The sequence below is a fragment of the Geobacillus thermopakistaniensis genome (assembly GCF_000498995.1).
Classification (GTDB): domain Bacteria; phylum Bacillota; class Bacilli; order Bacillales; family Anoxybacillaceae; genus Geobacillus; species Geobacillus thermoleovorans.
Map to the genome: position 1 here is coordinate 12746 of NZ_AYSF01000044.1, position 25212 is coordinate 37957.

At 54.0% G+C, this 25212-nt stretch carries 23 protein-coding genes and 4 pseudogenes; 4 read left to right on the forward strand and 23 right to left on the reverse strand.

Translation table 11 applies throughout. The annotated features are described in order from the left end of the window. From T260_RS1000000140235 to T260_RS1000000140245, 3 genes and pseudogenes are all read right to left on the reverse strand, one after another. Window positions 1-111: pseudogene (locus T260_RS1000000140235) on the reverse strand (AAA family ATPase); the annotation flags it as partial. Beyond that, window positions 104-1501, reverse strand: coding sequence for an IS481 family transposase (locus T260_RS130700; protein ID WP_023633903.1), 1398 nt, complete (start codon window positions 1499-1501; stop codon window positions 104-106). The gene T260_RS130700 and the pseudogene T260_RS1000000140235, both read right to left, overlap by 8 nt. Before the next feature lie 142 nt (window positions 1502-1643). Continuing rightward, window positions 1644-2207, reverse strand: a complete 564-nt coding sequence (locus T260_RS1000000140245) for a DUF6431 domain-containing protein (protein WP_011229674.1) — start codon at window positions 2205-2207, stop codon at window positions 1644-1646. 253 nt (window positions 2208-2460) lie between these two features. Here T260_RS1000000140245 and T260_RS1000000139505 point away from each other — a divergent pair, with 253 nt between their 5' ends. After that, the gene (locus T260_RS1000000139505; RefSeq protein ID WP_128738862.1) at window positions 2461-2820 is read left to right on the forward strand and encodes a hypothetical protein; all 360 of its coding nucleotides are present in this window, start codon (window positions 2461-2463) and stop codon (window positions 2818-2820) included. A 31-nt stretch (window positions 2821-2851) separates the two neighbouring features. Next, the gene (locus T260_RS1000000139510) at window positions 2852-3085 is read left to right on the forward strand and encodes a hypothetical protein (RefSeq protein ID WP_014195996.1); all 234 of its coding nucleotides are present in this window, start codon (window positions 2852-2854) and stop codon (window positions 3083-3085) included. 6 nt (window positions 3086-3091) lie between these two features. Here the strand turns inward: T260_RS1000000139510 and T260_RS130690 are convergent. The 6 genes and pseudogenes from T260_RS130690 to T260_RS1000000140965 all read right to left on the reverse strand — a co-directional run. Beyond that, window positions 3092-4120, reverse strand: a pseudogene (locus tag T260_RS130690) (FAD-dependent oxidoreductase); the annotation flags it as partial. A 30-nt stretch (window positions 4121-4150) separates the two neighbouring features. Further along, window positions 4151-5263, reverse strand: a complete 1113-nt coding sequence (buk, locus tag T260_RS130685; RefSeq protein ID WP_011231862.1) for a butyrate kinase — start codon at window positions 5261-5263, stop codon at window positions 4151-4153. A gap of 55 nt (window positions 5264-5318) precedes the next feature. Then, complete coding sequence (locus T260_RS130680) at window positions 5319-6422, reverse strand: leucine dehydrogenase (protein WP_011231863.1); 1104 nt, start codon at window positions 6420-6422, stop codon at window positions 5319-5321. A 24-nt stretch (window positions 6423-6446) separates the two neighbouring features. After that, entirely contained in the window at window positions 6447-7346 is a 900-nt protein-coding gene (yqiS, locus tag T260_RS130675) for a phosphate butyryltransferase (RefSeq protein WP_011231864.1), read from the reverse strand. Between the two features lie 140 nt (window positions 7347-7486). Further along, a pseudogene (locus T260_RS1000000140960) lies at window positions 7487-8821 on the reverse strand (sigma-54 interaction domain-containing protein); the annotation flags it as partial. A 12-nt stretch (window positions 8822-8833) separates the two neighbouring features. Next, window positions 8834-9727, reverse strand: a pseudogene (locus tag T260_RS1000000140965) (PAS domain S-box protein); the annotation flags it as partial. 139 nt (window positions 9728-9866) lie between these two features. Here T260_RS1000000140965 and T260_RS130665 point away from each other — a divergent pair. Then, entirely contained in the window at window positions 9867-10115 is a 249-nt protein-coding gene (locus T260_RS130665) for a DUF2627 domain-containing protein (protein ID WP_011231866.1), read from the forward strand. Window positions 10116-10190: 75 nt separating this feature from the next. On the opposite strand, the gene T260_RS130660 is transcribed toward T260_RS130665, so the two are convergent. Beyond that, window positions 10191-10919, reverse strand: a complete 729-nt coding sequence (locus T260_RS130660) for a glycerophosphodiester phosphodiesterase (protein WP_011231867.1) — start codon at window positions 10917-10919, stop codon at window positions 10191-10193. 109 nt (window positions 10920-11028) lie between these two features. Between T260_RS130660 and T260_RS1000000138745 the strand changes: the two genes are divergently transcribed. Continuing rightward, window positions 11029-11181, forward strand: coding sequence for a YycC family protein (locus T260_RS1000000138745; RefSeq protein ID WP_011231868.1), 153 nt, complete (start codon window positions 11029-11031; stop codon window positions 11179-11181). A 151-nt stretch (window positions 11182-11332) separates the two neighbouring features. On the opposite strand, the gene spo0A is transcribed toward T260_RS1000000138745, so the two are convergent. The 13 genes from spo0A to accC form a co-directional block, all read right to left on the reverse strand. Then, a complete protein-coding gene (spo0A, locus tag T260_RS130655; RefSeq protein ID WP_025038882.1) occupies window positions 11333-12151 on the reverse strand; it encodes a sporulation transcription factor Spo0A in 819 nt (272 codons plus the stop codon). 384 nt (window positions 12152-12535) lie between these two features. Continuing rightward, window positions 12536-13831 (reverse strand): SpoIVB peptidase, encoded by a 1296-nt coding sequence (gene spoIVB, locus T260_RS130650; protein ID WP_011231870.1) that lies wholly within the window; start codon window positions 13829-13831, stop codon window positions 12536-12538. Window positions 13832-14105: 274 nt separating this feature from the next. Further along, window positions 14106-15827, reverse strand: a complete 1722-nt coding sequence (recN, locus tag T260_RS130645) for a DNA repair protein RecN (RefSeq protein ID WP_020278546.1) — start codon at window positions 15825-15827, stop codon at window positions 14106-14108. A 126-nt stretch (window positions 15828-15953) separates the two neighbouring features. After that, window positions 15954-16403 carry a transcriptional regulator AhrC/ArgR gene (ahrC, locus tag T260_RS130640; RefSeq protein WP_011231872.1) on the reverse strand — a complete coding sequence of 150 codons (450 nt, stop codon included), beginning with the start codon at window positions 16401-16403 and terminating at the stop codon, window positions 15954-15956. A 56-nt stretch (window positions 16404-16459) separates the two neighbouring features. Beyond that, on the reverse strand, window positions 16460-17308 hold the full coding sequence (locus tag T260_RS130635) for a TlyA family RNA methyltransferase (protein ID WP_020278545.1): 849 nt from the start codon (window positions 17306-17308) through the stop codon (window positions 16460-16462). A gap of 3 nt (window positions 17309-17311) precedes the next feature. Then, window positions 17312-19204, reverse strand: a complete 1893-nt coding sequence (gene dxs / locus T260_RS130630) for a 1-deoxy-D-xylulose-5-phosphate synthase (RefSeq protein ID WP_025038883.1) — start codon at window positions 19202-19204, stop codon at window positions 17312-17314. A 247-nt stretch (window positions 19205-19451) separates the two neighbouring features. Beyond that, window positions 19452-20345, reverse strand: a complete 894-nt coding sequence (locus tag T260_RS130625) for a polyprenyl synthetase family protein (protein ID WP_011231875.1) — start codon at window positions 20343-20345, stop codon at window positions 19452-19454. Window positions 20346-20348: 3 nt separating this feature from the next. Continuing rightward, window positions 20349-20579 carry an exodeoxyribonuclease VII small subunit gene (locus T260_RS130620; protein WP_012820585.1) on the reverse strand — a complete coding sequence of 77 codons (231 nt, stop codon included), beginning with the start codon at window positions 20577-20579 and terminating at the stop codon, window positions 20349-20351. Beyond that, window positions 20576-21922 carry an exodeoxyribonuclease VII large subunit gene (gene xseA / locus T260_RS130615; protein ID WP_011231877.1) on the reverse strand — a complete coding sequence of 449 codons (1347 nt, stop codon included), beginning with the start codon at window positions 21920-21922 and terminating at the stop codon, window positions 20576-20578. The genes T260_RS130620 and xseA overlap by 4 nt, the downstream gene beginning before the upstream one ends. 11 nt (window positions 21923-21933) lie before the next feature. Continuing rightward, entirely contained in the window at window positions 21934-22788 is an 855-nt protein-coding gene (gene folD, locus T260_RS130610) for a bifunctional methylenetetrahydrofolate dehydrogenase/methenyltetrahydrofolate cyclohydrolase FolD (protein ID WP_011231878.1), read from the reverse strand. Window positions 22789-22847: 59 nt separating this feature from the next. Beyond that, on the reverse strand, window positions 22848-23240 hold the full coding sequence (gene nusB / locus T260_RS130605) for a transcription antitermination factor NusB (RefSeq protein WP_011231879.1): 393 nt from the start codon (window positions 23238-23240) through the stop codon (window positions 22848-22850). A gap of 192 nt (window positions 23241-23432) precedes the next feature. After that, window positions 23433-23834, reverse strand: a complete 402-nt coding sequence (locus T260_RS130600) for an Asp23/Gls24 family envelope stress response protein (protein WP_011231880.1) — start codon at window positions 23832-23834, stop codon at window positions 23433-23435. 10 nt (window positions 23835-23844) lie between these two features. After that, window positions 23845-25200: an acetyl-CoA carboxylase biotin carboxylase subunit gene (gene accC, locus T260_RS130595; RefSeq protein WP_023633908.1), complete on the reverse strand. Its 1356-nt coding sequence runs from the start codon at window positions 25198-25200 to the stop codon at window positions 23845-23847. Window positions 25201-25212 lie beyond the last annotated feature (12 nt).

Below are 25212 nucleotides of genomic sequence, written 5' to 3' on the forward strand. Positions count from 1 at the left end.
GTAGTCCAAAGCGGCGAGGGCCTCTTGATACGAGGCCCCTTGATAAGCCTCTGGTGGATTCGTCTCCTTCGAAAACGGCTCTCGGGAAAGGGAATAAAACGTTTTATACATCGTTTTCGCCTCCCTCTACCGGAACCGTCGCAAACGGTGACCGATGGCGTTTCACATAGGCATTGTCCTCGAAGCGAACAAGGACCGCTTCGGCGACCCGTTGACCGTCTTCGTACACATACACGCCTTGTTCATCATAACGGAGTTCGATCGATTGTCCGATGAACCGGGGCGGAACTTCATACAGCTGCTTGTTCAACGTGACCGTACCATCGGCCTTCACTTTACGGTATTCGCGTTTCAAAAAGATCGAGTCGAGCCAATCCGAATCGTCGACGAACGACACCAAATGGACTTGCGATTGAAACACTTCATGTGGCGTCTTCCCGTTCAACGAGGCATGCGGTTTTCGATGGTAATCTTCCTCCAACCACTTCCAAAATCGCTCGTTTAGCTCTTCGAGCGACTTCGGTGAATTCATNTCGACGAACGACACCAAATGGACTTGCGATTGAAACACTTCATGTGGCGTCTTCCCGTTCAACGAGGCATGCGGTTTTCGATGGTAATCTTCCTCCAACCACTTCCAAAATCGCTCGTTTAGCTCTTCGAGCGACTTCGGTGAATTCATTTCGAGCAACGGGTAAAACCGCGTCTGTACGGTGCGGAAAAATCGTTCGATTTTCCCTTTGCTTTGCGGATCGTACGGCTGGGTATGGATCAAGGTGATCCCTAACTCCGCGCAGGCGTACTGCAAGGGTTCCGCCCGATAAATCTTGCCGTTATCCGAGTAAATTCGCTTCGGCTTTCCGTATCGAAGCAGCGCTTCCTTGGTTACGATCCGCAACCCGTCAAATTTCTCGGAAGAGAAAAACTGAGCGTACGGCACGACCCGCGAGCAGTCATCGATATAGGCAATCAAAAACGTTTTTTGCGTTTTGCCATTCACGCGAATCAACGGGCCATGGGACAAATCACCTTGCCAGAGCTCATTGACCTGATCGTACGCGAATCGTTTTCGTTCAGGAATCGGTAAAATTTCTTTCCCCACGAGGTTGTATTTTTTTAAAAGTCGGTATATAGTGAAATAAGAGATGGATTGGATTTCCCCCTGCTCGATAAGGTGTTGGTAAAACACCGTCACGGGCATGTGGGGGTGTTTTTTTCTCAGGGCTAAAATGTGATCCTCTTCTTCAGGTGACAGCCTCCGGGAATGGCCACGGTCCGACCGTCGTTTCGGCTTCAGCGCCTCAAAGCCCCCTTTTTTGTACTGCGTGCACCAGTCGAGGATCGTTTTGGCGGCGATGCGTTTCTCTCCATGGTGGGGAACTTGATGGATCCGTTCCGCTACTTCCTTCAAGTACGTTTTTGGATCGACTTGTCCATTCACCAATGGAGCGATCAATCCATACCGAAATAAAGCGATCTCCTGTCTCATCGACTCATTCATTTCGATCTCCTCCTTCGTTCATCCCATTCTAGGACCTTATCGGTCCATCCTGTCTCTATCCTATCGGATCATTCCCCCGACCGTCGAGAGGAAAGGTTTGTGGAATCTATAAATGATTCCATATAAGGGGATATAAGTAAAATCAGGAACTGAATGTACGTGCAAAAAGATGCGTCGATCGGTGCTCCCATATCTCTTGGATGACGAAAAAGAGGCCGATCTCCTCCATCGTCTGGATCCACCATAGGGCTCGTTCTCTCGCTTGGGCGATGGCAGGACCAATTTTTCTCCAGCGCTCCGCAAAAAACCAATGAAGGTGGTTCAAATTTCGGAATAAACGTCGGACATAAAATAAAACCCCTTCATCCGTAGGAAGGAGTGGAGCCTCCTCCATCCCCCGTTTCGGAGTCAGGCCCAACCGTTCTTTCACCACTCTCCATATGGTGGGCAACGTATACTGAAAATAAGGGAGAAGAAATGAAGGCAACACGGCCACCGTCCTCCTGCACTCCGGGCAGCGATACCGAGCGATCCAAATGCGATAAGACTGATGCGACGTCACGGCATTTCGTTCGTAGTACCCATGGCGATAAAGAGGGCGTTTTGCCTGGCAATGAGGGCACCGCTTAAGAAGGGGAAAGTCGTTTTGTTTTCCCCGCTGGGCATATGTCTGGACATCGACCTGAAAGTCATGAAACCGAATCACGTCCTCGTCCCCCCTCTGGAAATCACCCATGTCCCATTCCGAAATAATTCACAAAAAATTTAGCACATTCTTTCGGAAAGGGGGAGAGGGATATTCCGAAGGAATGTGCAAAAAAGAGTCTTTTTTGTGCGGAAATAAAGTGATAATTTACANCTCGTCCCCCCTCTGGAAATCACCCATGTCCCATTCCGAAATAATTCACAAAAAATTTAGCACATTCTTTCGGAAAGGGGGAGAGGGATATTCCGAAGGAATGTGCAAAAAAGAGTCTTTTTTGTGCGGAAATAAAGTGATAATTTACATTGGACAAGTAATGTTAATTGGTACTGTTGCTGTTGTCGGGGCCTATGGAGCGTGGTATTTAGGAAAGAAAGTAAAAAGTTTGACTAGTAAAGGTTCTTTACCTCTAACAGGTCCTAGAAAAGGAAGTTTAACTTTAAGGGATGAGAAAGGAAAGGTTATACAACGAAGATATTATGATAGTGCAGGAAGAGCGAAAAAAGACATGGACTATAGCGATCACGGAAATCCAAAACATCATCCTTGGGGACCACATCGACATAAATGGAAATGGGATGAAAAAAAACTAAAAGAGGGAAAGCAGAACCAATGAATAAAGGTAGAAGAAAGTAGGAAGATAAAATATGAGTTTAGAAAAATTAATAGAGCTTATAGAGATTGGACATGATATAGAATTTATCTATAAAGGTGAACGTTATTCCATAACGAATACTCAAGCAGGCATTTGCCTTACAAAGTACTATAATTCAAATCATCAAGAATATACCAATGCAAATGATTTTATCAATAATGCGTTGATCGGTAAAGAAAAATTAAAAGACATTGTATCTCAAATTCAAATTACCGGTATTTTTTAACATATTCCCGAAAGAAAACTCCGCCGAAAAAATCCCTTCATGGGCGGCGACATGGGCAAGCTGCAGGCCGCCGATGACATCGCCGATCGCGTAAATGTGCGATTCTTTCGTTTGGCCGAACTCGTTCGTTTGAATATACCCCTTCTCCACGACAATCTCGGTGTTTTCCAAGCCGATCCCCTCAATGTTCGCCTGCCGCCCGACGGAAACAAGCATCTTGTCGGCCGTAAACGTTTTCCGCTCGCCTTGATGCTCCGCTTGGATCGTGACGCCGTTTCCTTTCTCGAGCGTTTCCGGCAGCACTTTCGCTCCCGTGACGATGTTGACACCGCGGCGGCGGAGCAGTTTTTCCATTTCTTTTGACACGTCTTCATCTTCTGTCGGCAAAATGCGATCGGCATATTCCAGCACCGTCACGTCAACGCCGAAATCATTAAGCATGGACGCCCATTCCATGCCGATCACACCGCCGCCGACGATCAAGATGGACGAGGGGAGCGTCTCCATTTGCAACGCCTCATCGGACGTCATCACGAATTCGCCGTCCGGCTCGAGCCCCGGCAGCGTGCGCGGGCGCGAACCGGTGGCGATGACGACGAATTTCGGGACGAGCATTTCGTTTTCGCTGCCGTCGTTCATTTCGACCGACACCGTCCCCGGCAGCGGGGAAAAGATCGACGGGCCGAGCAGGCGGCCGGTGCCGGCGTACACATCGATTTTCCCTTTTTTCATCAAATGCTGCACGCCTTTGTGGAGCTGCTCAACAATCGCCGCTTTGCGCGCCTGCACTTTGGCAAAATCAAGGCGCACGCCGTCGGCGATGACGCCAAACGCCTCGCCGTTTTTCGTTTGTGCGTACACTTCGGCACTGCGAAGCAGCGCTTTGGACGGAATGCAGCCAGCGTGCAGGCACGTGCCGCCGAGCTTCCCTTTTTCCACAACGGCCGTTTTCAACCCGAGCTGCGAGGCGCGAATGGCGGCCACATAGCCACCCGTTCCTCCGCCGAGAATGACGACATCGTATTCTTTTGCCATCTTGCCTTCTCCTTTCTGTCCGTTGCCGCATCAGCGCCGGGCTGGAACCGGCGAAACGGCCTTGCCTGGATACACTTTTTCCTCTTCTTCGCCGCGCAGGACGCGAAGCGCGCCTTCAGCGAGCGCCTGCAGTTCGTTTTCGCCCGGATGGACGATGACATCGGCGATCCATTGCACGCGGCGAGTGATCTGTTCGACAAACGATTTGCCATACGCCAGTCCGCCGGTCAAAATGATGGCGTCGACTTTGCCGGAAAGCACGGCGCTTGCCGCACCGATTTCTTTCGCCACTTGGTACGCCATCGCCTCATACACGAGCTTGGCCTTTTCATCGCCGGCTTCGATCATTTTCTCGACTTTCACCGCATCATTCGTGCCAAGATAACCGACAAGGCCGCCGCCGCCGACGAGCATGTTCATGATCTCTTCGCGGTAATATTCACCAGAGAAGCATAAAGCAACCAAATCGCCCGCTGGCACCGTCCCGGCGCGCTCCGGGCTGAACGGGCCTTCGCCGTCAAGGCCGTTGTTGACATCGACGACCCTTCCTTGCTTGTGGGCGCCGACCGTGATGCCGCCGCCCATATGGGCGACGATCAAGTTCAGTTCGTCATACCGTTTCCCAAGCTGCTTGGCGACGCGGCGCGCGACCGCCTTTTGGTTTAAAGCATGGAAAATGCTGCGCCGCTCAATGAGCGGAAATCCGCTGATCCGGGCAATTGGATCGAGTTCGTCGACAACGACCGGATCGACGATAAACGCCGGGATGTTTAAGGCCGAGGCGATCTCATGCGCCAAAATGCCGCCGAGGTTGGACGCGTGCTGGCCGGAATATCCGCGCCGCAAATCTTCAAGCATCGCCTCATTGACGCGATACGTTCCGCCTTCGATCGGACGGAGAAGCCCTCCGCGGCCGCAGACGGCGCTCAACTTCGATAAATTGATTCCTTCTTCATCCAGTGCTTGCAAAATCGTTTGCTTGCGGAACTCATACTGGTCCGCGATCGTTTTATATTGCCGAAGCACGTCCGCCTCATGGCGGATCGTTTTTTCGAGCAATGGCCGTTCGTTTTCAAAGACGCCGATCTTCGTTGAAGTCGAGCCTGGATTGATCGTTAAAATGCGAAACTTCTGCTCTTCCATCGTTGCTGTCCCTCCATCATCCGCCGGCGGGGCGGAAGGCCGCCCCTCGCCACTATTAGCGGGCGCGGCGGCGGCTTAAAATATGATGGCCGTTTTGCAAAAATTGGCTGCGCGCTTTGCGCATCGTTTCAATTCGTTCTTCGGCCATCCGGTCAGCGGCCACATACGTTGGAATGTTGTCACGCTTGGCGATGGCAAACACTTTTTCGATGTTGTCATAAATTTGCTCGATTTTTTTCATCGCCCGTTCACGGTTGTAGCCGTACAGCTCATCGGCGACGTTGATGACGCCGCCGGCGTTGATCACATAATCTGGTGCATAGACGATGCCCATTTCATGGATCATGTCGCCATGGCGCGGCTCTTTCAGCTGGTTGTTCGCCGAGCCGGCGATCACTTTCGCTTTCAGCTGCGGAATCGTTTGGTCGTTGATGATGCCGCCGAGCGCGCATGGAGCAAAAATGTCGCACTCCACGCCGTAAATGTCGTTCGGGTCGACCGCTTTCGCCCCAAATTCCTCGACCGCGCGCGCCACCGCTTCCTTGTTGATGTCGGTAACGATGAGTTTCGCTCCTTCTTCGTGCAAATGGCGGCATAAATGGTAGGCGACATTGCCAACCCCTTGGACGGCGACAACTTTTCCTTCAAGCGAATCGCTGCCAAACGCTTCCTTCGCCGCCGCTTTCATCCCGCGATATACGCCGTAAGCCGTGGCCGGCGACGGGTTGCCGGATGAGCCGAATTCCGGCGAAATCCCGGTGACATAGTCCGTTTCCTGATAGATGATGTCCATATCGGCAACGGTCGTGCCGACGTCTTCCGCCGTGATGTAGCGGCCGTTCAGCCCTTGAATGAACCGGCCGAACGCGCGGAACATCGCCTCGTTTTTATCTTTGCGCGGATCGCCGATGATGACCGTCTTGCCCCCGCCTAAATTAAGGCCGGCGGCCGCGTTTTTGTACGTCATGCCGCGGGCGAGGCGCAGGGCGTCTTCAAGCGCCTCTTCTTCCGAATTGTACATCCACATGCGCGTCCCGCCGAGCGCCGGGCCGAGCGTCGTGTCATGAATGACAATGATCGCCTTCAATCCGGATTCTTTGTCTTGGCAAAACAACACTTGCTCATAATCATATTTTTCCATATATTGAAACAGTTCCATCACTGATGGCCTCCTTCATCTATTTCATTTTGCTGCCGAACAAATAGCAAGCGCCAACGAATACAGTTTGCTTTCCGCCGAGTCGGCGCGCGACGTCAACACGATCGGCGCCTTCGCCCCAGCGATGACTGCGCCGACGCGTGCGTTCGCAAAATAGACGAGCGACTTATACAGCATGTTGCCGGATTCAATGTCCGGCACAAGCAAAATATCAGCCTGTCCAGCCACTTCGCTTTCAATCCGCTTATGCTTCGCCGCCGCCAGCGACACCGCGTTGTCCAACGCAAGCGGTCCGTCAACGAGGCAATGTTCGATTTGCCCCCGCTTTTGCATCATTGCGAGCGCCGCTGCATCAAGTGTTGCCGGCATGGCCGGATTGACCGTCTCCACCGCCGCCAGCGCCGCGACTTTCGGGCGCTCGATGCCGATGGAGCGCGCGATGCTGACGGCGTTGTTGACAATTTGCACCTTTTGCTCCAAATCCGGAGCGATGTTCATCGCCGCGTCGGTGACGATGACAAATCGTTCAAACTCCGGCACCTCAAAAACAGCGACATGGGACAACACCTTCCCAGCGCGCAACCCATACTCCTTGTTCAAGACCGCTTTCAGCAGCGTTGCCGTCGGCACATGCCCTTTCATCAACGCATCCGCCTCGTTCAAATGGACGGCGCGCACGGCAAGCTCTGCGGCTTGCCCGATCGAATTCGCATGAACGACATCGACGTCGGAAAAGCGGGCGCATCCTTTTTCCTTCAACAGCCGTCCGAGCCGCTCCCGATCGCCATAAAGCACAAAGCGTCCGAGACGGTGTTCGAGCGCCATCGCCACCGCTTCAATCACTTCTTCATCTTCCGCCGCCGCCACGGCCACCGTCCGGTCCTGGCATTGTCTTGCTTCTTGCACTAACGATTCAAGCTTCATCATCTGCACCAACCTTTTCTGCAAATCGTGCGGCACAGTCTTTTTATGCAAAAACTGTGCCAACCAAAAATGACTGAAAGCGCTTTAAAACACACTACCTTCGCAAACAGATATGTGCAATATTCTTCACTCCGCGCAAATTATTGCATGATATTTTTGTCAAGCCCGTATTTCTCCAGCTTGTAATATAAATTGCGCACCGAAATGCCAAGCGCCCGGGCCGCCGCTGTTTTATTGCCGCGATGGCGGCGAAGCGCCTGCTCAATCAAGCTCGCTTCGTATCGGCTCACCATTTCCTCAAGCGGCCGAATCTCCTCTTCCGTTTCCACTCGATGAGCCGGCACTGACGAAGGCGAAGCGAGCGGCGGCAAATGCGTCGCATCGATCATCACTTCATGAAATTTCATGAAAATCATCGCCCGCCCGAGCACATTTTCGAGCTCGCGGACATTTCCCGGCCAATCATAGGCAAGAAGCTTCGCCATCGCTTCATCCGTGACACCTTCGACGTTGCGCCCGTAATCTTGGTTCAGTTTCTGGATCAAACGCCGGCAAAGAGCTGGAATGTCTTCCTTGCGGGCACGCAGCGGCGGAATATAAATCGGCATCCGATTGAGCCGATAGTATAAGTCTTCGCGAAAGGCGCCTTCGGCAATCGCTTTTTCAAGGTTGACGTTCGTGGCGGCGATGACGCGGACGTTGATCGGGATCGGCTTCGTCCCGCCGACGCGGACGATCTCCCGCTCCTGCAAGACGCGGAGCAGCTTCGCCTGCGTGCTGGCCGACAGTTCGCCGATTTCGTCAAGGAAAATGCTTCCGTTGTTTGCTTCTTCAAACAGCCCTCGCTTGCCTCCGCGCCGCGCGCCGGAAAACGCTCCTTCCTCATAGCCAAACAGTTCGCTTTCCAATAATGTTTCCGGAATGGCCGCGCAGTTGACGCGGATAAACTTGTTATACTTTCGGTCGCTCGCGTTGTGAATGGCGTGGGCGAACAGCTCCTTGCCCGTCCCTGATTCCCCCCGCAGCAAAATCGTCGCCGGTGTTTTCGCCGCCAGCTTCGCCTGCTCGATGGCAACCTTCATCTCTTCCGACTCGCCGACGATGTCGGCAAACGAATATTTCGCCTCGAGCGTGCGGATGATTTGCCGCGCCCGATTGAGTTCAGCCGTCAGCCGCTGAATTTCTGACACATCATGAATGACGCCGACGCTCCCTTTCAATACGCCATCAACAATAATCGGCGCAACATTGACGATGACATCCCGGTTTTTCGGGCCGACTTTCATGCGCGCTCCGCGCACCGGGCGGCGCGTTTTCAATACTTGCATATGCATGCTTTCCCCTTCGGCGATGTCGGCGGTCGCCGGTTTGCCGATGACGTCTTCCTCTGTCAAACCGGTGAGCCGTGTATACGCCGGGTTGATCAAAATACCGTTCCCATTTTCATCGACGACGGAAATCGCCTCTTCCGACGANGTGCCACGCTCCAAAATACAGCCGAAAATATGCATGCTTTCCCCTTCGGCGATGTCGGCGGTCGCCGGTTTGCCGATGACGTCTTCCTCTGTCAAACCGGTGAGCCGTGTATACGCCGGGTTGATCAAAATACCGTTCCCATTTTCATCGACGACGGAAATCGCCTCTTCCGACGAATAGATGATCGCTTCGAGCATCATGCGGACTTCTTTTAAGTCGGTGATTTCTTCCGCCAAAGCGACAAGCTCGGTGATGTCCTTGAATACCGCGAGCGCCCCAAACAGTTTGCCATTGTCATCGATGATCGGGATGCGGGTGGTGATCAATTTTTTTCCATTGGCCAGCTCCACTTCTTGATGAAACTCCGTCTGCCTCGTTTCGAGCACGCGCGGCAAGCCGCTTGACGGCAGAACGGTCAAAATATGCTTGCCGATCACTTTGTCTTTATCGACTTCAAGCAGCTCCGCCGCGCTTTGATTCATATCGGTAATGTAACCATATTCATCAACGACAATCATGCCATCGTGGGACGAATGAAAGATGAGCGCGCGCCGAGCCGCTTCGCTTTTCAATTTGGCGATGAGCGCTCCTTTTTCTTCAACGAGCTCGGCCATCATCTGCGCGACTGCACTTGGGACAATATTGGCTCCCTCTGGCGCCAATCGACGGATTTCCTCAAGGACATCCGCCCTGCCCGTCGTTTCAATGATCAAATCAAGCGGCTCGGCCATCCATGGACGCCAGTCGCTCGCAGCAGCGATGCCCCATTTTTGCGCCAGTTGCACCCCCGGAGCTTGTTCATCGACGTCAACAACCGCCACAACGTCAAATCCCGACGCCCCGTGAAGCAGCTTCAAAAGCGACATTCCGCGCGAGTCAGCCCCAATGATCATCACTTTTTTCATGTCCATTCACCACACTTTATAGTATGCCAATTTTTGCAGACACTTTTATCATACTTGATTTGCTCTTTCCTTGACAAACGCCCAATAACCGCTATGATAGTCGATAAGGCTACTCTTTTCGGAAAGGAACGCGATCGCGATGGGGCGAATGATTGCGCTGTTGATTTTAGTCATTCCCGGGCTTGGAGCGGCGCTTGGCATCAAATGGATGCGCGATGCGTTGTTTGGCATCAACGGGCCGCTGTTTTCTGCCTTATGGCTGCAATTTCTCGCCGGGCTCGCGCTGTTTGCCGCTGGGCTGGCGTTTCTCGGCGGTTTTTTGCTGCACCGCGACCGGAAACGCAACAAAGTGCAGGCGCGTTTTCAACGAAAACGAAAAACGCCTTGACCCGGAACGTTGATGCCTATTACACTGGGAAAACATCCATTTCAAGGCAAACAAAAAATGCCTTAACGTCTCTCGTTAAGGCGTTTTCTCTTTCCATTGCTTCGCTTGGCGCGGGTAGTCGGTGAAGACGGCGTCAACGCCATAAGCAAACATCGTTTTCATCACATTTCGCTTATTTACCGTAAACGGGCGGACCGCCACCCCGCGCCGCCGCGCTTCGGCGGCAAATTCCGCCGTCACCGTCCGATAGTGCGGATGCACCCCGTCGGCGTTCATGGCACGCACATACGTCCATGGGGCATACAGCGGCTCAATGTACAAGAGCGCCGTCTCGATTTCCGGTGCAAGCGTTCGGCAAAGGCGCATGCTATGATGATTGAACGATGACAAAATCGTCCGCTTCTCAAGCCCATAGCGGCGCACGAGGGAGATCGTTTTTTGCTCAAGCGTTTCGTAGGCGATGAGGCTATTTTTCAGCTCGATGTTGACCGCCATCCGTGTTGATGACAGCCAAGCAAGCACTTCCTCAAGATGCGGAATCGGACAATGGCCGTGTTTGCCGTCCCACATGGCCGCCGCGTTCAATCGGCGCAGTTCGCGGTACGTGATGTCTTTCACCCAGCCGCTGCCGTCCGTCGTCCGGTCGACCGTTTCGTCATGAATGACGACCACTTCGCCGTCTTTTGTGAGCTGCACATCCAATTCAATGCCGTCCGCTCCCGCTTTTTCCGCCTCGATAAACGCCGCCATCGTATTTTCCGGGTGCGTCCCCGCCGCCCCGCGGTGGGCAAAAATCAATGTCATTCTGCCTTCTTCCTTTCGCATTTATTCGCCGTTCAGCCAACGAGCTGGCCGAAACCGGCGGTCGTTCGTTATACTAAAAATAATACTATGAACAAACGAGGTGGAGATGATGCAGCCGTTGAAAATTTCGCTGGAAACAGCGCAAAAGCTGGCCAAAGCGCTCGGCGTGCCGATCGAGCAGATCATGCATATGCCGCCGCACATTTTGGTGAACAAGCTGCTGGAATTGGAGAAAAAAGAAAAAGAAAACGACCCATCTTAACCGTCTGGCCCTTGGCGGTAAAGCCGCCTCTGTGCACCACACCGGCGCAAGCCACGTTCCCCCTTTTTTCGTTCCAGCAAGCCGCCAAACGGCAAAAAAGACGCCCCCGATTGCGGAGCGTCTTGCCGCTTTGGCTATCATTCGTTTTCCGTTACGATGCTTTATGCTCAAGCCGGAGCTTATCGGCCACCATGGCGATGAATTCCGAGTTTGTCGGCTTTGCCTTCGAGACGCTCACCGTATAGCCGAACAGCGAGGAAATCGATTCGAGGTTGCCGCGGCTCCAAGCGACTTCGATCGCATGGCGAATGGCGCGCTCGACGCGGCTGGCCGTCGTGTTGTATTTTTTCGCGATGTCCGGATAGAGCACTTTCGTGATGGAGCCGAGCAGTTCGATGTCGTGGTACACCATCGCGATCGCTTCGCGCAAGTACAGATAGCCTTTAATATGCGCCGGGACGCCGATTTCATGGATGATGCTCGTAATGCTCGCATCCAAATTTTTCGGTTTGTTGTCGCGCGCCTGGTAGGCAGAGCCGGTTTTTCTGACCATCGGCGCCGTTTTGCCATGAATCTGCCGAATGTGATGGACCAAATTCTCCATGTCGAACGGTTTTAAAATGAAGTAGGAAGCGCCGAGTTCCACTGCCTTTTTCGTGACATCCTCCTGGCCGAACGCCGTCAGCATAATGACGCTCGGCTGATGCTCACAACCTGCGCGGACTTTCTCAAGCACAGCCAACCCATCCAAGTGCGGCATAATGATGTCCAGAAGCAAAATATCCGGCCGCTTTTCCTCGAGCATATGAAGGCAATCTTGGCCGTTATACGCCGTGCCAATCACTTCCATGTCCGGCTGACTCGAGATATATTCGTCAAGCAATGTCACCAATTCGCGGTTATCATCGGCAATGCACACCTTAATGCTCAAAACGATCGTCCTCCCCCACTTTTTCTTGCTATGTAACATTCCATTAACGTACATTCGACAACAGCGGCAAAAAATCCTTTTATTTTTCAAAAAATAAAAATTATAACAAAAAACGAGCTCATTAGACAATATTCGTTTTCACCAGCGATGCGTTTGTCGAAAAATCTTTACACATTTCATTTTAACGGATGTTTCACCAAATATCTATGCCAAACCGGCAAAATTTTTGCCGCCTTTTTTGAAAAATTTTTAGTGGCAGCCTAACCAATATGGCGGAATCAATGAAGCCGCTCACAGCATTTCGAAACATTGACCTTGGGATGATCAGGAAGAGATGAATGGTGACCAAATCATCACTCGTCATTTCACCAAATATACGCAAGAATCGAATGTTGGCTGCCGGGAAAAAGCGAGCCGACTTTGTCAGCTCGCTTTCTTTTGTTTGCCGTATAGATCGATGCCTGCCTCTTGCAGCATCCACTCAATGTGGACGCCATAGCCGGATGTCGGATCGTTCACGAAAACGTGCGTCACTGCGCCGACAAGTTTTCCATCCTGAATGATCGGACTGCCGCTCATCCCTTGGACGATGCCCCCTGTTTTCTTTAACAAGCGCGGGTCCGTGACGCGAATCACGAGGCCTTTGGTCGCCGGAAATTTCTGCGGAATGGTGCTGACAATTTCCACGTCAAACTGCTCGACTTTGTCGTTTTCCACCACTGTCAATATTTTTGCCGGTCCTTCTTTCACTTGGTTCGCCAAGGCAACCGGGATCGGTTTTGTGAACGGACCGTTCGGCAGTGGTTTGATCAGCTTGCCGAAAATGCCAAACGGGCTGTTGGTGGTGATCGTGCCGATCACTTCTTCGCCGTCGGAAAAGCGGGCTAATTTTTCACCTGGATTGCCGCTCGTCCCTTTTTCGATCGATGTGACGGTCGAGCGCATAATTTGCCCGTTTTGCACGACAATCGGCTTTTTCGTATCCATGTCAGAGATGACATGGCCAAGTGCGCCATATGTTTTTGATTTGGGGTCGTAAAATGTCATCGTCCCGATGCCGGCGGCCGAATCGCGAATGTACAGGCCGATGCGGTACACATCGTCATGCTTGTCTCTCAGCGGAACGAGCTTCACCGTCATGGAGTGCTGATCGCGCAGAATTTTTAGATGAAGCGGTTTTCCCGTTTTGCCGGCCTCCTCGATGAAAGGGGAAAGGTCGCTCATGTTTTCGATTTTTTGGCCGTTAATGCCGATAATGATGTCGCCGACTTGAATGCCGGCTGCCTCTCCCGGCGATTTTTTCCCGTTTTCGGTTTCGACAAGGTGGTAACCGACGACAAGAACGCCGACGGTATTGAGCTTGACGCCGATCGATTGTCCGCCGGGAATGACTTTGAGCGTCGGCAGCACGTTGACATCCACTTGCTTGATCGGCATTCCGGCAACCTGCAACATCATCGTTTCATGTCCGCGGCGTTTCGCCTTTACAGACAGAGAACCGTTTTTTCGCTCAATATTGAGCGTTTCGGGAGCGTTTCGGTCATTGACGGCCGCTTGCACGGGAAGGGAAGCGGCAGGAAATTCAACCGCATCGCCTTCAAACAGGACAAGCTGCTTCGGAATTTGCCAATATTCCTTCATCGGTTTGGAAAAGGCGATGGCCGTCAATATACCAAGGAGAAGCACTCCTGCGATTTTTCGCGCCGTTTCTTTATTCAATGTCGTCCACTCTCCTCGCTCCCGCCTACACCATGCAAAAACGGTTACAGTTTTAATTTTGCCTGAACCGGGGAAAATATAATCGCCCTGCCGATAAAAAAGCTGCCCGGAATTGGATGGACTTGCATCCGGACAGCCGCGCGGCTTTTTTGCTTATCTTTATGAAACACCGTAGTTCTCTTAAGGAAAGCGGGCGCCAAGGCAGAACAGGCAGGCGGAATCGGCCCGCTTTGAGAGGGATGCTCCTCCCCTCGACGAACAGGGGAAACAGGAATCAATGTTTCATTTTCGCCGCCAGTTCCAACAGCTCTTTGGCATGCCGTTTCGTCAATTCCGTCATCTCGACGCCGGAAATCATCCGCCCGATTTCTTTCACTTTCTCCTCCTCATTGAGCTTCCTCACGACTGTTTTCGTCCGTTCCCCATCCGTCTCTTTGGCGATCAACAAGTGCGTGTCCGCCATCGCAGCGACTTGCGGCAGATGGGAAATGCAAAGCACTTGCGACTGGCTGGCGATGCGGTAAATTTTTTCCGCCATTGCCTGGGCGACGCGTCCGCTGACACCGGTGTCGACCTCATCAAAAACAATCGACGTCACTCCTTGATGTTTGGAAAAAATCGTTTTCAACGCCAGCATAATGCGCGACAGCTCGCCGCCGGAAGCGACTTTGACGAGCGGTTTTAACGGCTCGCCGACGTTCGTCGAAATGTAAAACTCGACGACATCGATGCCGTCTTCTTGGAACCTAACCGGCACGCCGTCGACCAAGGGGGCGTCAAGCGATCCTTCGCGCTTGGCAAATACGATGTCAAATTTCGTTTTGTCCATGTACAAGTCTTTCAGTTCTTGATGAATGCGCTCAATCAGGCGCCGGGCATATGTTTGCCGAACAGCGGTGACGTTTTTCGCCTCCGTGAGCAACTCGTCCGTCACCAGAGCGAGCTGCTGCTTAAGCTCATGCACATGCGTTTCGCGATTTTCGATTGTCTCGATTTCCTCGGCGATCATCTCGGCATAGTGCAAAATATCGGCGATTGTCGCCCCGTATTTTCGTTTGAGCTGCCCGATTTCCGCGAGACGGCTTTCAATGGCATCGAGCCGCTCTGGGTCGTATTCCATCTCCTCAATTTGATCGCGCAGCTTGTACATGACTTCCTCGAGCAAATAGTAGCAGTTCGCCGTCGTTTCATGCGCATCTTTGAGCGCTGCATCCATGCCTGCGACGTCATCGAGATGGCGCATCGCCTCCCCGATGGAATCAAGCCCGCGTCCCTCTCCGGAGAGGGCCTCATAGCTTTTCTGCAGCGCGGTATAAATTTTTTGAAAATTGACGATGCGAACTTTTTCCTCCATCAGCCGCTCGTCCTCGCCCGGCTCAAGCGCCGCCTGCTCGATTTCACGCAGCTGAAACGTCAGCAAATCAAGCCGGTGCGCCATTTGCTGTTCATTTTCGCTCAGCTTTTTCAATTTGTTTCCGAGCTCCTCATACCGCTCGTAGACGGCGCGGTAGCGAGCAAGCGCCTCTGCCGCCTCTAGGCCGCCGAACTCGTCTAAAAGCGGCAGATGGCGGGACGGATCCATCAGTTCTTGATGTTCATGCTGGCCGTGAATATCAACAAGCGTCGCCCCGATGTCGCGCAGCACCGCCGTCGTGACGAGCTTGCCGTTAATGCGGCAGACGCTTTTGCCGTTGGCGAAAATATCGCGGCGCAACACGATCATGCCGTCGCTGGCGTCGATGCCAACGTCTGCGCATTTTTGCCAGCACGGATGGCGGTCATCATCAAGCAAAAACAGCCCTTCGATTTCCGCCTTTTCCGCTCCAAAGCGGACAAATTCAGCGGAGCCGCGTCCGCCGATCAACAAATGAATCGCGTCGATGATGATCGATTTGCCGGCTCCCGTTTCGCCGGTTAACACCGTCAGCCCTTTGTCAAACGACAACGAGAGCGACTCGATAATGGCGAAATTTTTAATCGACAGCTCGGCGAGCATTTCACCACTCCTTGCCTGTCCGATTAATTCCACTTTTGATTATAGCACGTATGTTCGGATTTGCAAACGAGGACCGCCCTGTCGTTCCGTCCTTGAACGTGGAACGGGAGCTGGGCCGGTCCTCGCCTAGAGCATGGACAACAGCTGGTCGGACACTTTTTCCGCATCTTTCGGAGTACGGCAGATGATCAGGCACGTATCGTCGCCGCAAATCGTACCGACGATTTCGTTCCAATCCAAATTGTCGAGCAAGACGCCGACGGCATGGGCGTTGCCCGGCAGCGTCCGCAACACAAGCAAGTTGCCCGTTCCGTCAAGCTTCACAAACACATCAACAAGCGCCCGCTTCAGCTTTTGCAGCGGATTGAAGCGCTGGTCGGACGGAAGGCTGTACTTGTAGCGGCCGTTGGCCATCGGCACTTTGACGAGCTGCATTTCTTTAATGTCGCGCGAGACGGTCGCTTGGGTGACGTTAAAGCCAGCTTCTCTCAGCCGGTCGACAAGCTCGTCTTGCGTTTCAATGTCATGGTTCATAATGATTTCGCGAATTTTAATATGCCTTTGCCCTTTGTTCACATTGCGCCACCTCCCCGCTTTTCAAAGTGCAGAGCAGATTGTCCGTCCCGCCGACGCTATTTGCCGCTTGGCTCCACGCTCCCCGCCCGCAATCGGGCATGCGCCTCGCTCACCACGTCGGCGACGGATGCTGGCAGTCGGTTTTCTCCCTCCCGGTTTCCTCCAGGATAGGCAGCATGAAGCAAAAATTCAATATTGCCGTCGCCGCCGGTAATCGGTGAATACGTTAAATGAAGAACATCGAACCCTTCCGCACAGGCGAATTGAATGATCGATTCGAGCACTTCCTCGTGAATGTTCGGGTCGCGAACAATCCCCTTTTTGCCGACCTTTTCCCTGCCGGCTTCAAACTGCGGCTTGACGAGCGCAATCACATCGCCGCCCGGCACCATGACCGTCTTGACGACCGGCAAAATGAGCCGCAGCGAAATAAACGAGACATCGATGACAGCTACTTCCGGCAGCCCTTTCGTAAACTGATCCGGCGTCACGTAGCGGAAGTTCGTCCGCTCCATTACAACGACGCGCTCGTCTTGACGCAGCTTCCAGGCAAGCTGGTTGTAGCCGACATCGACGGCATACGTCAGCTTCGCCCCATGCTGCAAGGCGCAGTCAGTGAAACCGCCGGTCGACGCGCCGATGTCAAGAACAATTTTATTTTCCACGCGAATATGAAACTCGCGCAACGCTTTTTCCAGTTTCAACCCACCGCGGCTGACGTACGGAAGCGGGTTGCCTTTCACCTCAAGCGGAATGTCAACCGGCACTTTTTCCCCGGGCTTATCGAGTCGAACGTCGTTTGAATAGACAAGCCCGGCCATGATCGCTCGCTTCGCCTTTTCCCGCGTTTCCGCCAGCCCTCGTTCGACAAGCAGCACATCGAGCCGTTCTTTTTTTCCTTTCATGTCTCAAGCCCTTTTCTGTTTTCTTGGCACCATCGTTTTGATGCGGTCGATGATATGGGTCGACGTCAGCCCGATTTCATTGAGCAGCTCGCTGACGCTTCCATGTTCGATAAAGCGGTCCGGGATGCCCATCCGTTCGATGACCGCTCCGTGATAACCATGATCATGAGCAAACTCCAACACAGCACTGCCAAAGCCGCCTTGCAGCACCGCCTCTTCGACCGTTAAGATCGGCAGGCGGCTCTCAAGCAGTTCGTGAAGCATCACCACGTCCATCGGCTTCAAAAAGCGAGCGTTGACGACTTTCACCGATATGCCGTCTTTCGCCAGCTCGTCGGCCGCCTTAAGCGCCATCGAAATCGTCGTGCCAAACGTCAAAATCGCCGCATCGCAGCCGTCGCGCAACACTTCCCACGTGCCGATTGGGATTTCTTTCAGCTCCTCATCAAGCGGTACGCCAAGCCCGTTGCCGCGCGGGAAACGCATGGCGATTGGCCCGTCGTCGTAGCGGATGGCGGTGTACACCATGTGCTGTCCTTCGTTTTCGTCTTTTGGCATCATCAACACCAAATTCGGCACATGGCGCAAAAAGGCGATGTCAAACACCCCTTGGTGCGTTTCGCCGTCCGCCCCGACCAACCCAGCACGGTCAATGGCGAAAAAGACATTTAAGTTTTGCCGGCATACATCATGGACGACTTGGTCATAGGCGCGTTGCAAAAATGTCGAATAAATGGCCAAAAACGGTTTCATCCCTTGCGTCGCCAATCCAGCCGCGAGCGTTGTCGCGTGCTGCTCGGCGATGCCAACATCAAACATCCGATCTGGGAACTCGCTTGCGAACCCTTCCAGCTTCGAGCCGACCGGCATCGCCGGCGTAATCGCGACGATGCGCGGGTCGGTGCGGGCGAGCCGGCGCACGGTTTCGCTGACAAGCGCGCTCCATGACGGACCGGCCTCTTTCGTTTTGACAAAAGCGCCGGTTTCGATTTTGTACGGCCCTGTGCCGTGCCATGTGCCGACTTTGTCGTTTTCCGCCGGACTGTATCCTTTCCCTTTCTTCGTGATGACATGCACAAGCACGGGGCCTTTCATCTTCTTCGCATAGCGCAAGTTCTCAAGCAAATCCTCAAAATCGTGGCCGTCGACCGGGCCTAAATACGTAAACCCGAGCTCTTCGAAAAACACGCCGGAGACAAGCAAATATTTCAAGCTGTCTTTCAGCCGCTCGGCGGTCGCCGCCAGCTTGCCGCCGACCGCTGGGATGCGCTTGAGCAGCAGCTCCAGTTCATCTTTCACCCACTGGTATTTGCCGGCGGTGCGCAACCGACCGAGGATGTTGTGCAACGCGCCGACGTTCGGAGCGATCGACATTTCATTGTCGTTTAAGATGACAATCATATCCGTTTTCTCATGCCCGATATGGTTGAGCGCCTCAAGCGCCATGCCGCCGGTGAGCGCCCCGTCGCCGATGATCGGCACGATGTATTCATCCGTCCCTTTCAAATCACGGGCGATCGCCATTCCCATCGCCGCCGACAGCGACGTCGAGCTATGGCCCGTTTCCCACACGTCATGCTCGCTTTCGCTCCGTTTCGGGAACCCGGACAGCCCCTTGTATTGGCGGAGCGTGTCGAACGCGGCGGCGCGTCCGGTCAAAATTTTATGCACGTATGACTGGTGTCCGACATCCCAAATGAGCTTGTCTTTTGGGCTGTCGAATTCGCGGTGGAGGGCGATCGTCAGCTCGACGACCCCTAAGTTCGGGCCGATATGTCCGCCCGTTTTCGACAACTTCTCAATTAAAAACCGCCGAATCTCGGCGCTTAACCGTTTCAGCTCAGGAATGGACATGTTTTTGACAACGCGCGGATGGTCAATTTTTGTCAAGTCCAACAAAGATCACTCGCTTTCATTCTGTCGTTCTCCGAGCCGTTTCTCCTCGTACAGGTAGTATTATTATACATGATCCGGCGCGAAAAATCGACTTTTCCCGCCAACGCAGCCCGTCATCACTAGGACGCGTTTTGTGGTGTATCTATAGAACTTGCGGCGGCCGCCCGGCGGAAAACAACCAAAAAAACAAGGCCGCCTCCGCCCCGAAGGAAAGCGAACAACGGGAACAAGAGGCCGCCGCCCCGCATCAGTGGTCGCGGACCGCGACAAGCTCGCAAATGTAGACCAGCACCGCGTCATCGATTTTGGCTTGTTGCAAATGGCGCTTCGCGGCGTCGATGTGAAACGCCAGTTTCTCTTTGGCACCGCCTAGCGAAAGAAGCGCCGGATATGTCGCCTTCTTGTTGTCGCGGTCGCTGCCGACTCGCTTGCCGATTTTTTCTTCCATTCCTTCAATGTCCAAAATATCGTCGCGAATTTGAAAGGCGAGGCCTAAATGTGCGGCGAACTCGTTGAGTTCGCGCGTCTGCCGACCATCGGCGCCGCCAAGCAGGGCGCCGGCGTGCACGCTGTATTGCAGCATTTTCCCCGTCTTATGGCGGTGGATGTATTCCAGTTCCGCAAGCGCCAGCGTTTTTCCTTCCGCCTCCATATCAGCCGCCTGTCCAGCGACCATGCCTTCCGGGCCGGCCGCCTTCGCGAGCTGCTCGATGAGCTGCAGCCGGACGGAAGGCGGAACGCGGTCGTCATCAACCTCGGCGATCAATTGAAACGCATACGTAAGCAAGGCGTCCCCGGCCAAAATGGCCATCGCCTCGCCGAACACTTTATGGTTCGTCGGTTTGCCGCGCCGCAAATCATCGTTGTCCATGCTTGGCAAATCATCATGAATGAGCGAGTACGTATGGATCATTTCAATGGCGCAAGCGACTGGCAGACCGATCGCCGGGTCTTTGCCAAGCGCTTGGATGGTCGCCAGCAACAAAAGCGGGCGGATTCGTTTGCCGCCGGCCTCAAGCGAGTAGGCCATCGCCTTTTTCAGCGTCTCCGGCCCACGAAGCCGCGCCATATAGGAGGAAAGCGCCGCCTCGACGGCCCGTTTTTGTTCGTTGAGAAACTGTTCAACCGAAAGCTGCGCCACCCGTCACTCCTCCTCCGGCGAAAAAGGGACAAGCTCGCCGTCTTCACGCAGCATGTACTCCAACTGTTTCTCCACATGCTGCAATTTATCATGGCAAAGCTTGGACAGTTTCATGCCTTCTTGAAAAAAGGCGATCGCCTCCTCAAGCGGCACGTTCCCTTCCTCGAGCTTTTCGACGATTTCCTCCAGTTTTTTCATCGCTTCTTCAAACGTCATCTCTTTTTCTTCGCTCATACGTGTTTTTCCTCCACTCCCGTCACTTGACAATCGACTCGTCCGTCTTGAACTTGAATGGAAAGATGCTCGCCGATTCGAAGCTGGTTCGTTCGTTTCACGAGCTCGCCCTGCTCATTGTACACCAAGCTGTAGCCGCGCTCCATGATGCGAAGCGGACTGAGCGCCTCAAGCCGGGCGAGGTTGGAGCGAAAGCGGAACCGATGGCGCTCCACCGCGGTGCGCATCGCTTTTTCCAGCGCATTGGCGGCCGCCTTTTGCCGTTCTTTCATCCGCTCAAGCTCTGCAGCTGGATGGTGCCGCCATAGTCTCATGTCAAGCTCATGCAACCGCTGACGATGTTTGTCGACGAGCCGTTCGCGTTGGCGGCTAAGCCGCTCAAGCAACGCATCAAGCTGCTGTTCTTTTTGTTCATAGAGCCGCTTGGGATAGCGGAATGCGTAGGATCCTTGCAGCCGGCGAAGCTGCTCTTTATCAGCGGCAAGCTGCTCTTTCATGGCGCGGATGAGCCGCCATTTCCGCTCGGCGAGCCGCTCAGCGAGCTCCCCAACATGCGGCGCCGCCATCTCAGCTGCTGCCGTCGGCGTCGGCGCCCGCAAATCGGCGACAAAGTCGGCGATCGTAAAATCTGTTTCATGGCCGACAGCGGAAATAATCGGTATTTTTGAGGCGAAGATGGCGCGAGCGACGATTTCTTCATTGAACGCCCACAATTCTTCGATCGAGCCGCCGCCGCGGCCGACAATCAGCACATCAACCCCGCCGAACGAATTCGCCCGCTCGATGGCGCGCACGATGGAGGGCGCCGCCCCGTCCCCTTGAACGAGCGCTGGAAACAAAATGACTTTAGCGAGCGGATAGCGGCGGCGAATCGTCGTCATAATATCGCGCACCGCCGCTCCAGTCGGCGATGTAACGACGCCGATGCAGCGAGGGAAGGCTGGAAGCGGCTTTTTATGGACCGGCGAAAACAACCCTTCCGCCTCGAGCCGCTGCTTCAGCTGTTCGTAGGCTAGATAGAGGCTTCCGACACCTTCCGGCTGCATTTCTTTGACATAAAGCTGATAGTTGCCGTTCGGTTCATAGACGGAAATTTCCCCGCGCGCGAGCACGTTCATCCCATCTTCAGGGCGGAACGGCAAATGCTGGTTGTAGCCGGCGAACATGACGGCGGCAATGCGTCCTTGGCTGTCTTTCAACGTAAAATACATATGGCCGCGCGAATGCTGCTTAAAATTCGAAATCTCGCCCTTCACCCATAGATCGCGCAAATGCGGGTCGACATCGAACTTGCGTTTGATGTACTTCGTCAACGCCCCGACCGTCACATATTTCACTTCCACTGATCCTGCCCTCACTTTGCGGCCAGCTGCCGTGCCGCTTCAATCGTGTTGTGCAAGAGCATTGTAATCGTCATCGGCCCGACTCCACCCGGCACCGGCGTAATATAGCCAGCCACTTCTTTCACAGCGTCAAAATCGACATCGCCGCACAATTTGCCGTTCTCAAGCCGGTTGACGCCGACGTCGATGACGACCGCCCCGGGCTTGATGTGTTCCGGGCCGATGAGGCGCGCCTTGCCGACAGCGACGATCAAAATGTCCGCCTGCCGAGTGATGGCGGCCAAATCCGGCGTTTTCGAGTGAGTGTAGGTGACGGTGGCATGTTCGCGCAAAAACAGCTGGCCAACCGGTTTGCCGACGATGTTGCTTCGGCCGACGACGACGACGTGCTTGCCGGCGATGTCAATGCCGGCCGATTGCACCATCACTAAAATGCCATGCGGAGTGCAAGGGAGAAACGCCCGTTGGCCGATCATCATTTTTCCGACATTGATCGGGTGAAACCCATCGACATCTTTTTCCGGTGCGATCGTTTCAATGACCGACCATTCGCAAATGTGATCCGGCAGCGGCAGCTGCACTAAAATGCCGTGCACCGCCGGATCGACGTTTAACTCGCGGATTTTCGCAAGCAGCGTCTCTTCGTCGATCGCCGCCGGAAACGTGTAAAGGAACGAGCGAATGCCGACCTCGGCGCACGCTTTTTGTTTTCCTTTTACATACGAATGCGATGCCGGATCGTCGCCGACTAGAATGACGGCCAGCCCCGGCTCAACGCCGTCCGCTTTCAACTGTGCGGCTTCATCCGCCAATGCGGTGCGAATCGTCCTCGCCATCTCCGTTCCGCTAATGATTTGTGCTGTCATCGTGTTTCGTTCCCCTCTCCTCGTTCATCGTTCGATATCTGCCCGCGATGCAGCCGGTTTTATTTTTGCAGCGCCGCCTTCACTTTCGAAAGCACGCCGTTGACAAAACTTCCGGATTTCCAATCGCCGAATTTTTTCGCCAGCTCGACCGCCTCATCGAGGCTGACGCTTACCGGCACATCATCGGCGTATTTCATCTCGTACGTCGCCATGCGCAAAATGGCGCGGTCAACGTTGGCGACGCGTTCAAGCGTCCATTTTTCCAAATTGGCGCGCAACAGCTCGTCAATCTCCTCCTGGTGCTCGACGACGCCAAAGACGAGCTGGCGCAAAAACGGGTCGATGTCGCCGCCGCCCGTGACATTGTGGAGCGCCTCGTCTGGTGGAATGCGTCCGACATCGATTTGAAACAGCGCCTGCAACGCCTTTTCCCGTGCTTCATGCCGCTTCATGGCGGTCCCCCTTTCCAAAAAAACGAACATTCACAATGAAATCATATCATATTTTTCGGAAAAAGCCAGCCTTTTCCCACAAATCATTCGCGCTGCCGTTGGTTGCGCCACAACGGCCTCGTTCATTACAATAACAAACTTTGGCCAAAAAAACAAAAAGGCAGCCGCCGAAAAAGCAACTGCCTTGCGAGATCACTGTTCGACCACGCCTTGTTCCTGCTTGCCGCCCTCAAACTGGATGCCGACGATATGAACGTTCACTTCGCTCGCCTCGAGGCCGGTCATGTTCCAAAGCGCCTGGCGCACATTTTCCTGCACCTTTTTCGCCACGTTCGGAATCGATGCGCCAAACTGGACGAGGCAATAAAGATCGATGACGACGCCGTCGTCGCGCAAATCAACCTTGACGCCTTTGCCATGGTGTTTCTTTCCAAACCGCTCGGCGACGCCGGCGGCAAAATTGCCGCGCATTTGCGCGATGCCGTCGACTTCTGACGCCGCGATGCCAGCGATCACCTCAATCACTTCCGGTGCAATTTCCACCTTGCCGAGCGCCGGGTACACTTGCTCTGTTTCAAAGACATGCTCAGACATAAGGCACCTCCTATTCCGCCTTCATAATATCATATAACTCCAAAAACTTCGTATTAAACTCACCGCTTTGAAAATTCTCATGCTCCATTAATTTTATGTGGAACGGAATCGTTGTATGAATGCCTTCGATGATAAACTCCGAAAGCGCCCGTCTCATGCGGGCGATCGCTTCCGCACGCGTCGGCGCATGAACGATCAATTTGGCGATCATCGAATCATAATACGGCGGGATCGTATAGCCTGGATAGACGGCGGAATCGACGCGCACGCCCGGGCCGCCCGGCGGCAGGTACATGGCGATTTTCCCCGGCGACGGCATAAAGTTTTTCGCTGGATTTTCGGCGTTGATCCGGCACTCGATCGCCCAGCCGTTAAACGTGACGTCCTCTTGGGTGATCGACAGCTTTTCACCGGCGGCGATGCGGATTTGCTCCTTGACCAAATCGACACCGGTGATCAGTTCAGTGACCGGATGCTCGACTTGAATGCGCGTATTCATCTCCATGAAGTAAAATTGTTTGTTCCGGTGGTCATAAATAAATTCAACCGTACCGGCGCCGGTGTAGTTGACCGCTTTCGCCGCCTTGACCGCCGCCTCGCCCATCTTCCGGCGCATCTCGTCGTCAAGCGCCGGCGACGGCGCTTCCTCGACCAGTTTTTGCAACCGGCGCTGGATCGAGCAGTCGCGCTCACCGAGATGAATCGTATTGCCGTACGAATCAGCGAGCACTTGAATTTCGACATGGCGGAAATCTTCGATATATTTTTCAATATAGACGCCTGGGTTGCCAAACGCCGTCGCCGCTTCCTGCTGGGTGATGTTGATGCCTTTGACGAGCTCGCCTTCGTCGCGGGCGACGCGGATTCCTTTCCCGCCGCCGCCGGCCGTCGCTTTAATGATGACCGGATAGCCGATCTCTTCGGCAATCGCCCGCGCCTCATCAAGGCTTTCGATAACCCCGCGCGACCCAGGCACGATCGGCACCCCCGCCTCGCGCATCGTCTCGCGAGCGATGTCTTTAATGCCCATTTTTGCAATCGCTTCCGGACTTGGGCCGATAAATGTCACGTTGCATTCACGGCACAGCTCGGCGAACGCTTCATTTTCCGCCAAAAACCCGTAACCGGGGTGGATGGCGTCACAGCCAGTCAGCGTGGCGACGCTCATAATGTTTGTGAAATTTAAATAGCTGTCTTTCGAAGCGGTCGGCCCGATGCAGTACGCCTCATCAGCCAGCTGCACGTGCAAGGCGTCGCGGTCGGCTTGCGAAAAGACAGCGACCGTCTCAATCCCAAGCTCGCGGCAGGCGCGGATGATGCGGACGGCGATTTCCCCGCGGTTCGCCACCAACACTTTTTTGATCATCGTCCGTTCTCT

Bases quoted from the DNA above. Each gene is read 5' to 3' on its own strand.
- T260_RS130680 (WP_011231863.1), bottom strand. From the start codon at position 6,422: ATGGAACTGTTTCAATATATGGAAAAATATGATTATGAGCAAGTGTTG.
- T260_RS1000000138745 (WP_011231868.1), top strand. From the start codon at position 11,029: ATGCAGCCGTTGAAAATTTCGCTGGAAACAGCGCAAAAGCTGGCCAAA.
- yqiS (WP_011231864.1), bottom strand. From the start codon at position 7,346: ATGAAGCTTGAATCGTTAGTGCAAGAAGCAAGACAATGCCAGGACCGG.
- folD (WP_011231878.1), bottom strand. From the start codon at position 22,788: ATGACAGCACAAATCATTAGCGGAACGGAGATGGCGAGGACGATTCGC.
- T260_RS130660 (WP_011231867.1), bottom strand. From the start codon at position 10,919: ATGACATTGATTTTTGCCCACCGCGGGGCGGCGGGGACGCACCCGGAA.
- recN (WP_020278546.1), bottom strand. From the start codon at position 15,827: ATGCTCGCCGAGCTGTCGATTAAAAATTTCGCCATTATCGAGTCGCTC.
- T260_RS130620 (WP_012820585.1), bottom strand. From the start codon at position 20,579: ATGAGCGAAGAAAAAGAGATGACGTTTGAAGAAGCGATGAAAAAACTG.
- spo0A (WP_025038882.1), bottom strand. From the start codon at position 12,151: ATGTTACATAGCAAGAAAAAGTGGGGGAGGACGATCGTTTTGAGCATT.
- T260_RS130665 (WP_011231866.1), top strand. From the start codon at position 9,867: ATGGGGCGAATGATTGCGCTGTTGATTTTAGTCATTCCCGGGCTTGGA.
- accC (WP_023633908.1), bottom strand. From the start codon at position 25,200: ATGATCAAAAAAGTGTTGGTGGCGAACCGCGGGGAAATCGCCGTCCGC.
- buk (WP_011231862.1), bottom strand. From the start codon at position 5,263: ATGGAAGAGCAGAAGTTTCGCATTTTAACGATCAATCCAGGCTCGACT.
- T260_RS130600 (WP_011231880.1), bottom strand. From the start codon at position 23,834: ATGTCTGAGCATGTCTTTGAAACAGAGCAAGTGTACCCGGCGCTCGGC.
- T260_RS130635 (WP_020278545.1), bottom strand. From the start codon at position 17,308: ATGAAAGGAAAAAAAGAACGGCTCGATGTGCTGCTTGTCGAACGAGGG.
- T260_RS1000000139505 (WP_128738862.1), top strand. From the start codon at position 2,461: ATGTGCAAAAAAGAGTCTTTTTTGTGCGGAAATAAAGTGATAATTTAC.
- T260_RS1000000139510 (WP_014195996.1), top strand. From the start codon at position 2,852: ATGAGTTTAGAAAAATTAATAGAGCTTATAGAGATTGGACATGATATA.
- nusB (WP_011231879.1), bottom strand. From the start codon at position 23,240: ATGAAGCGGCATGAAGCACGGGAAAAGGCGTTGCAGGCGCTGTTTCAA.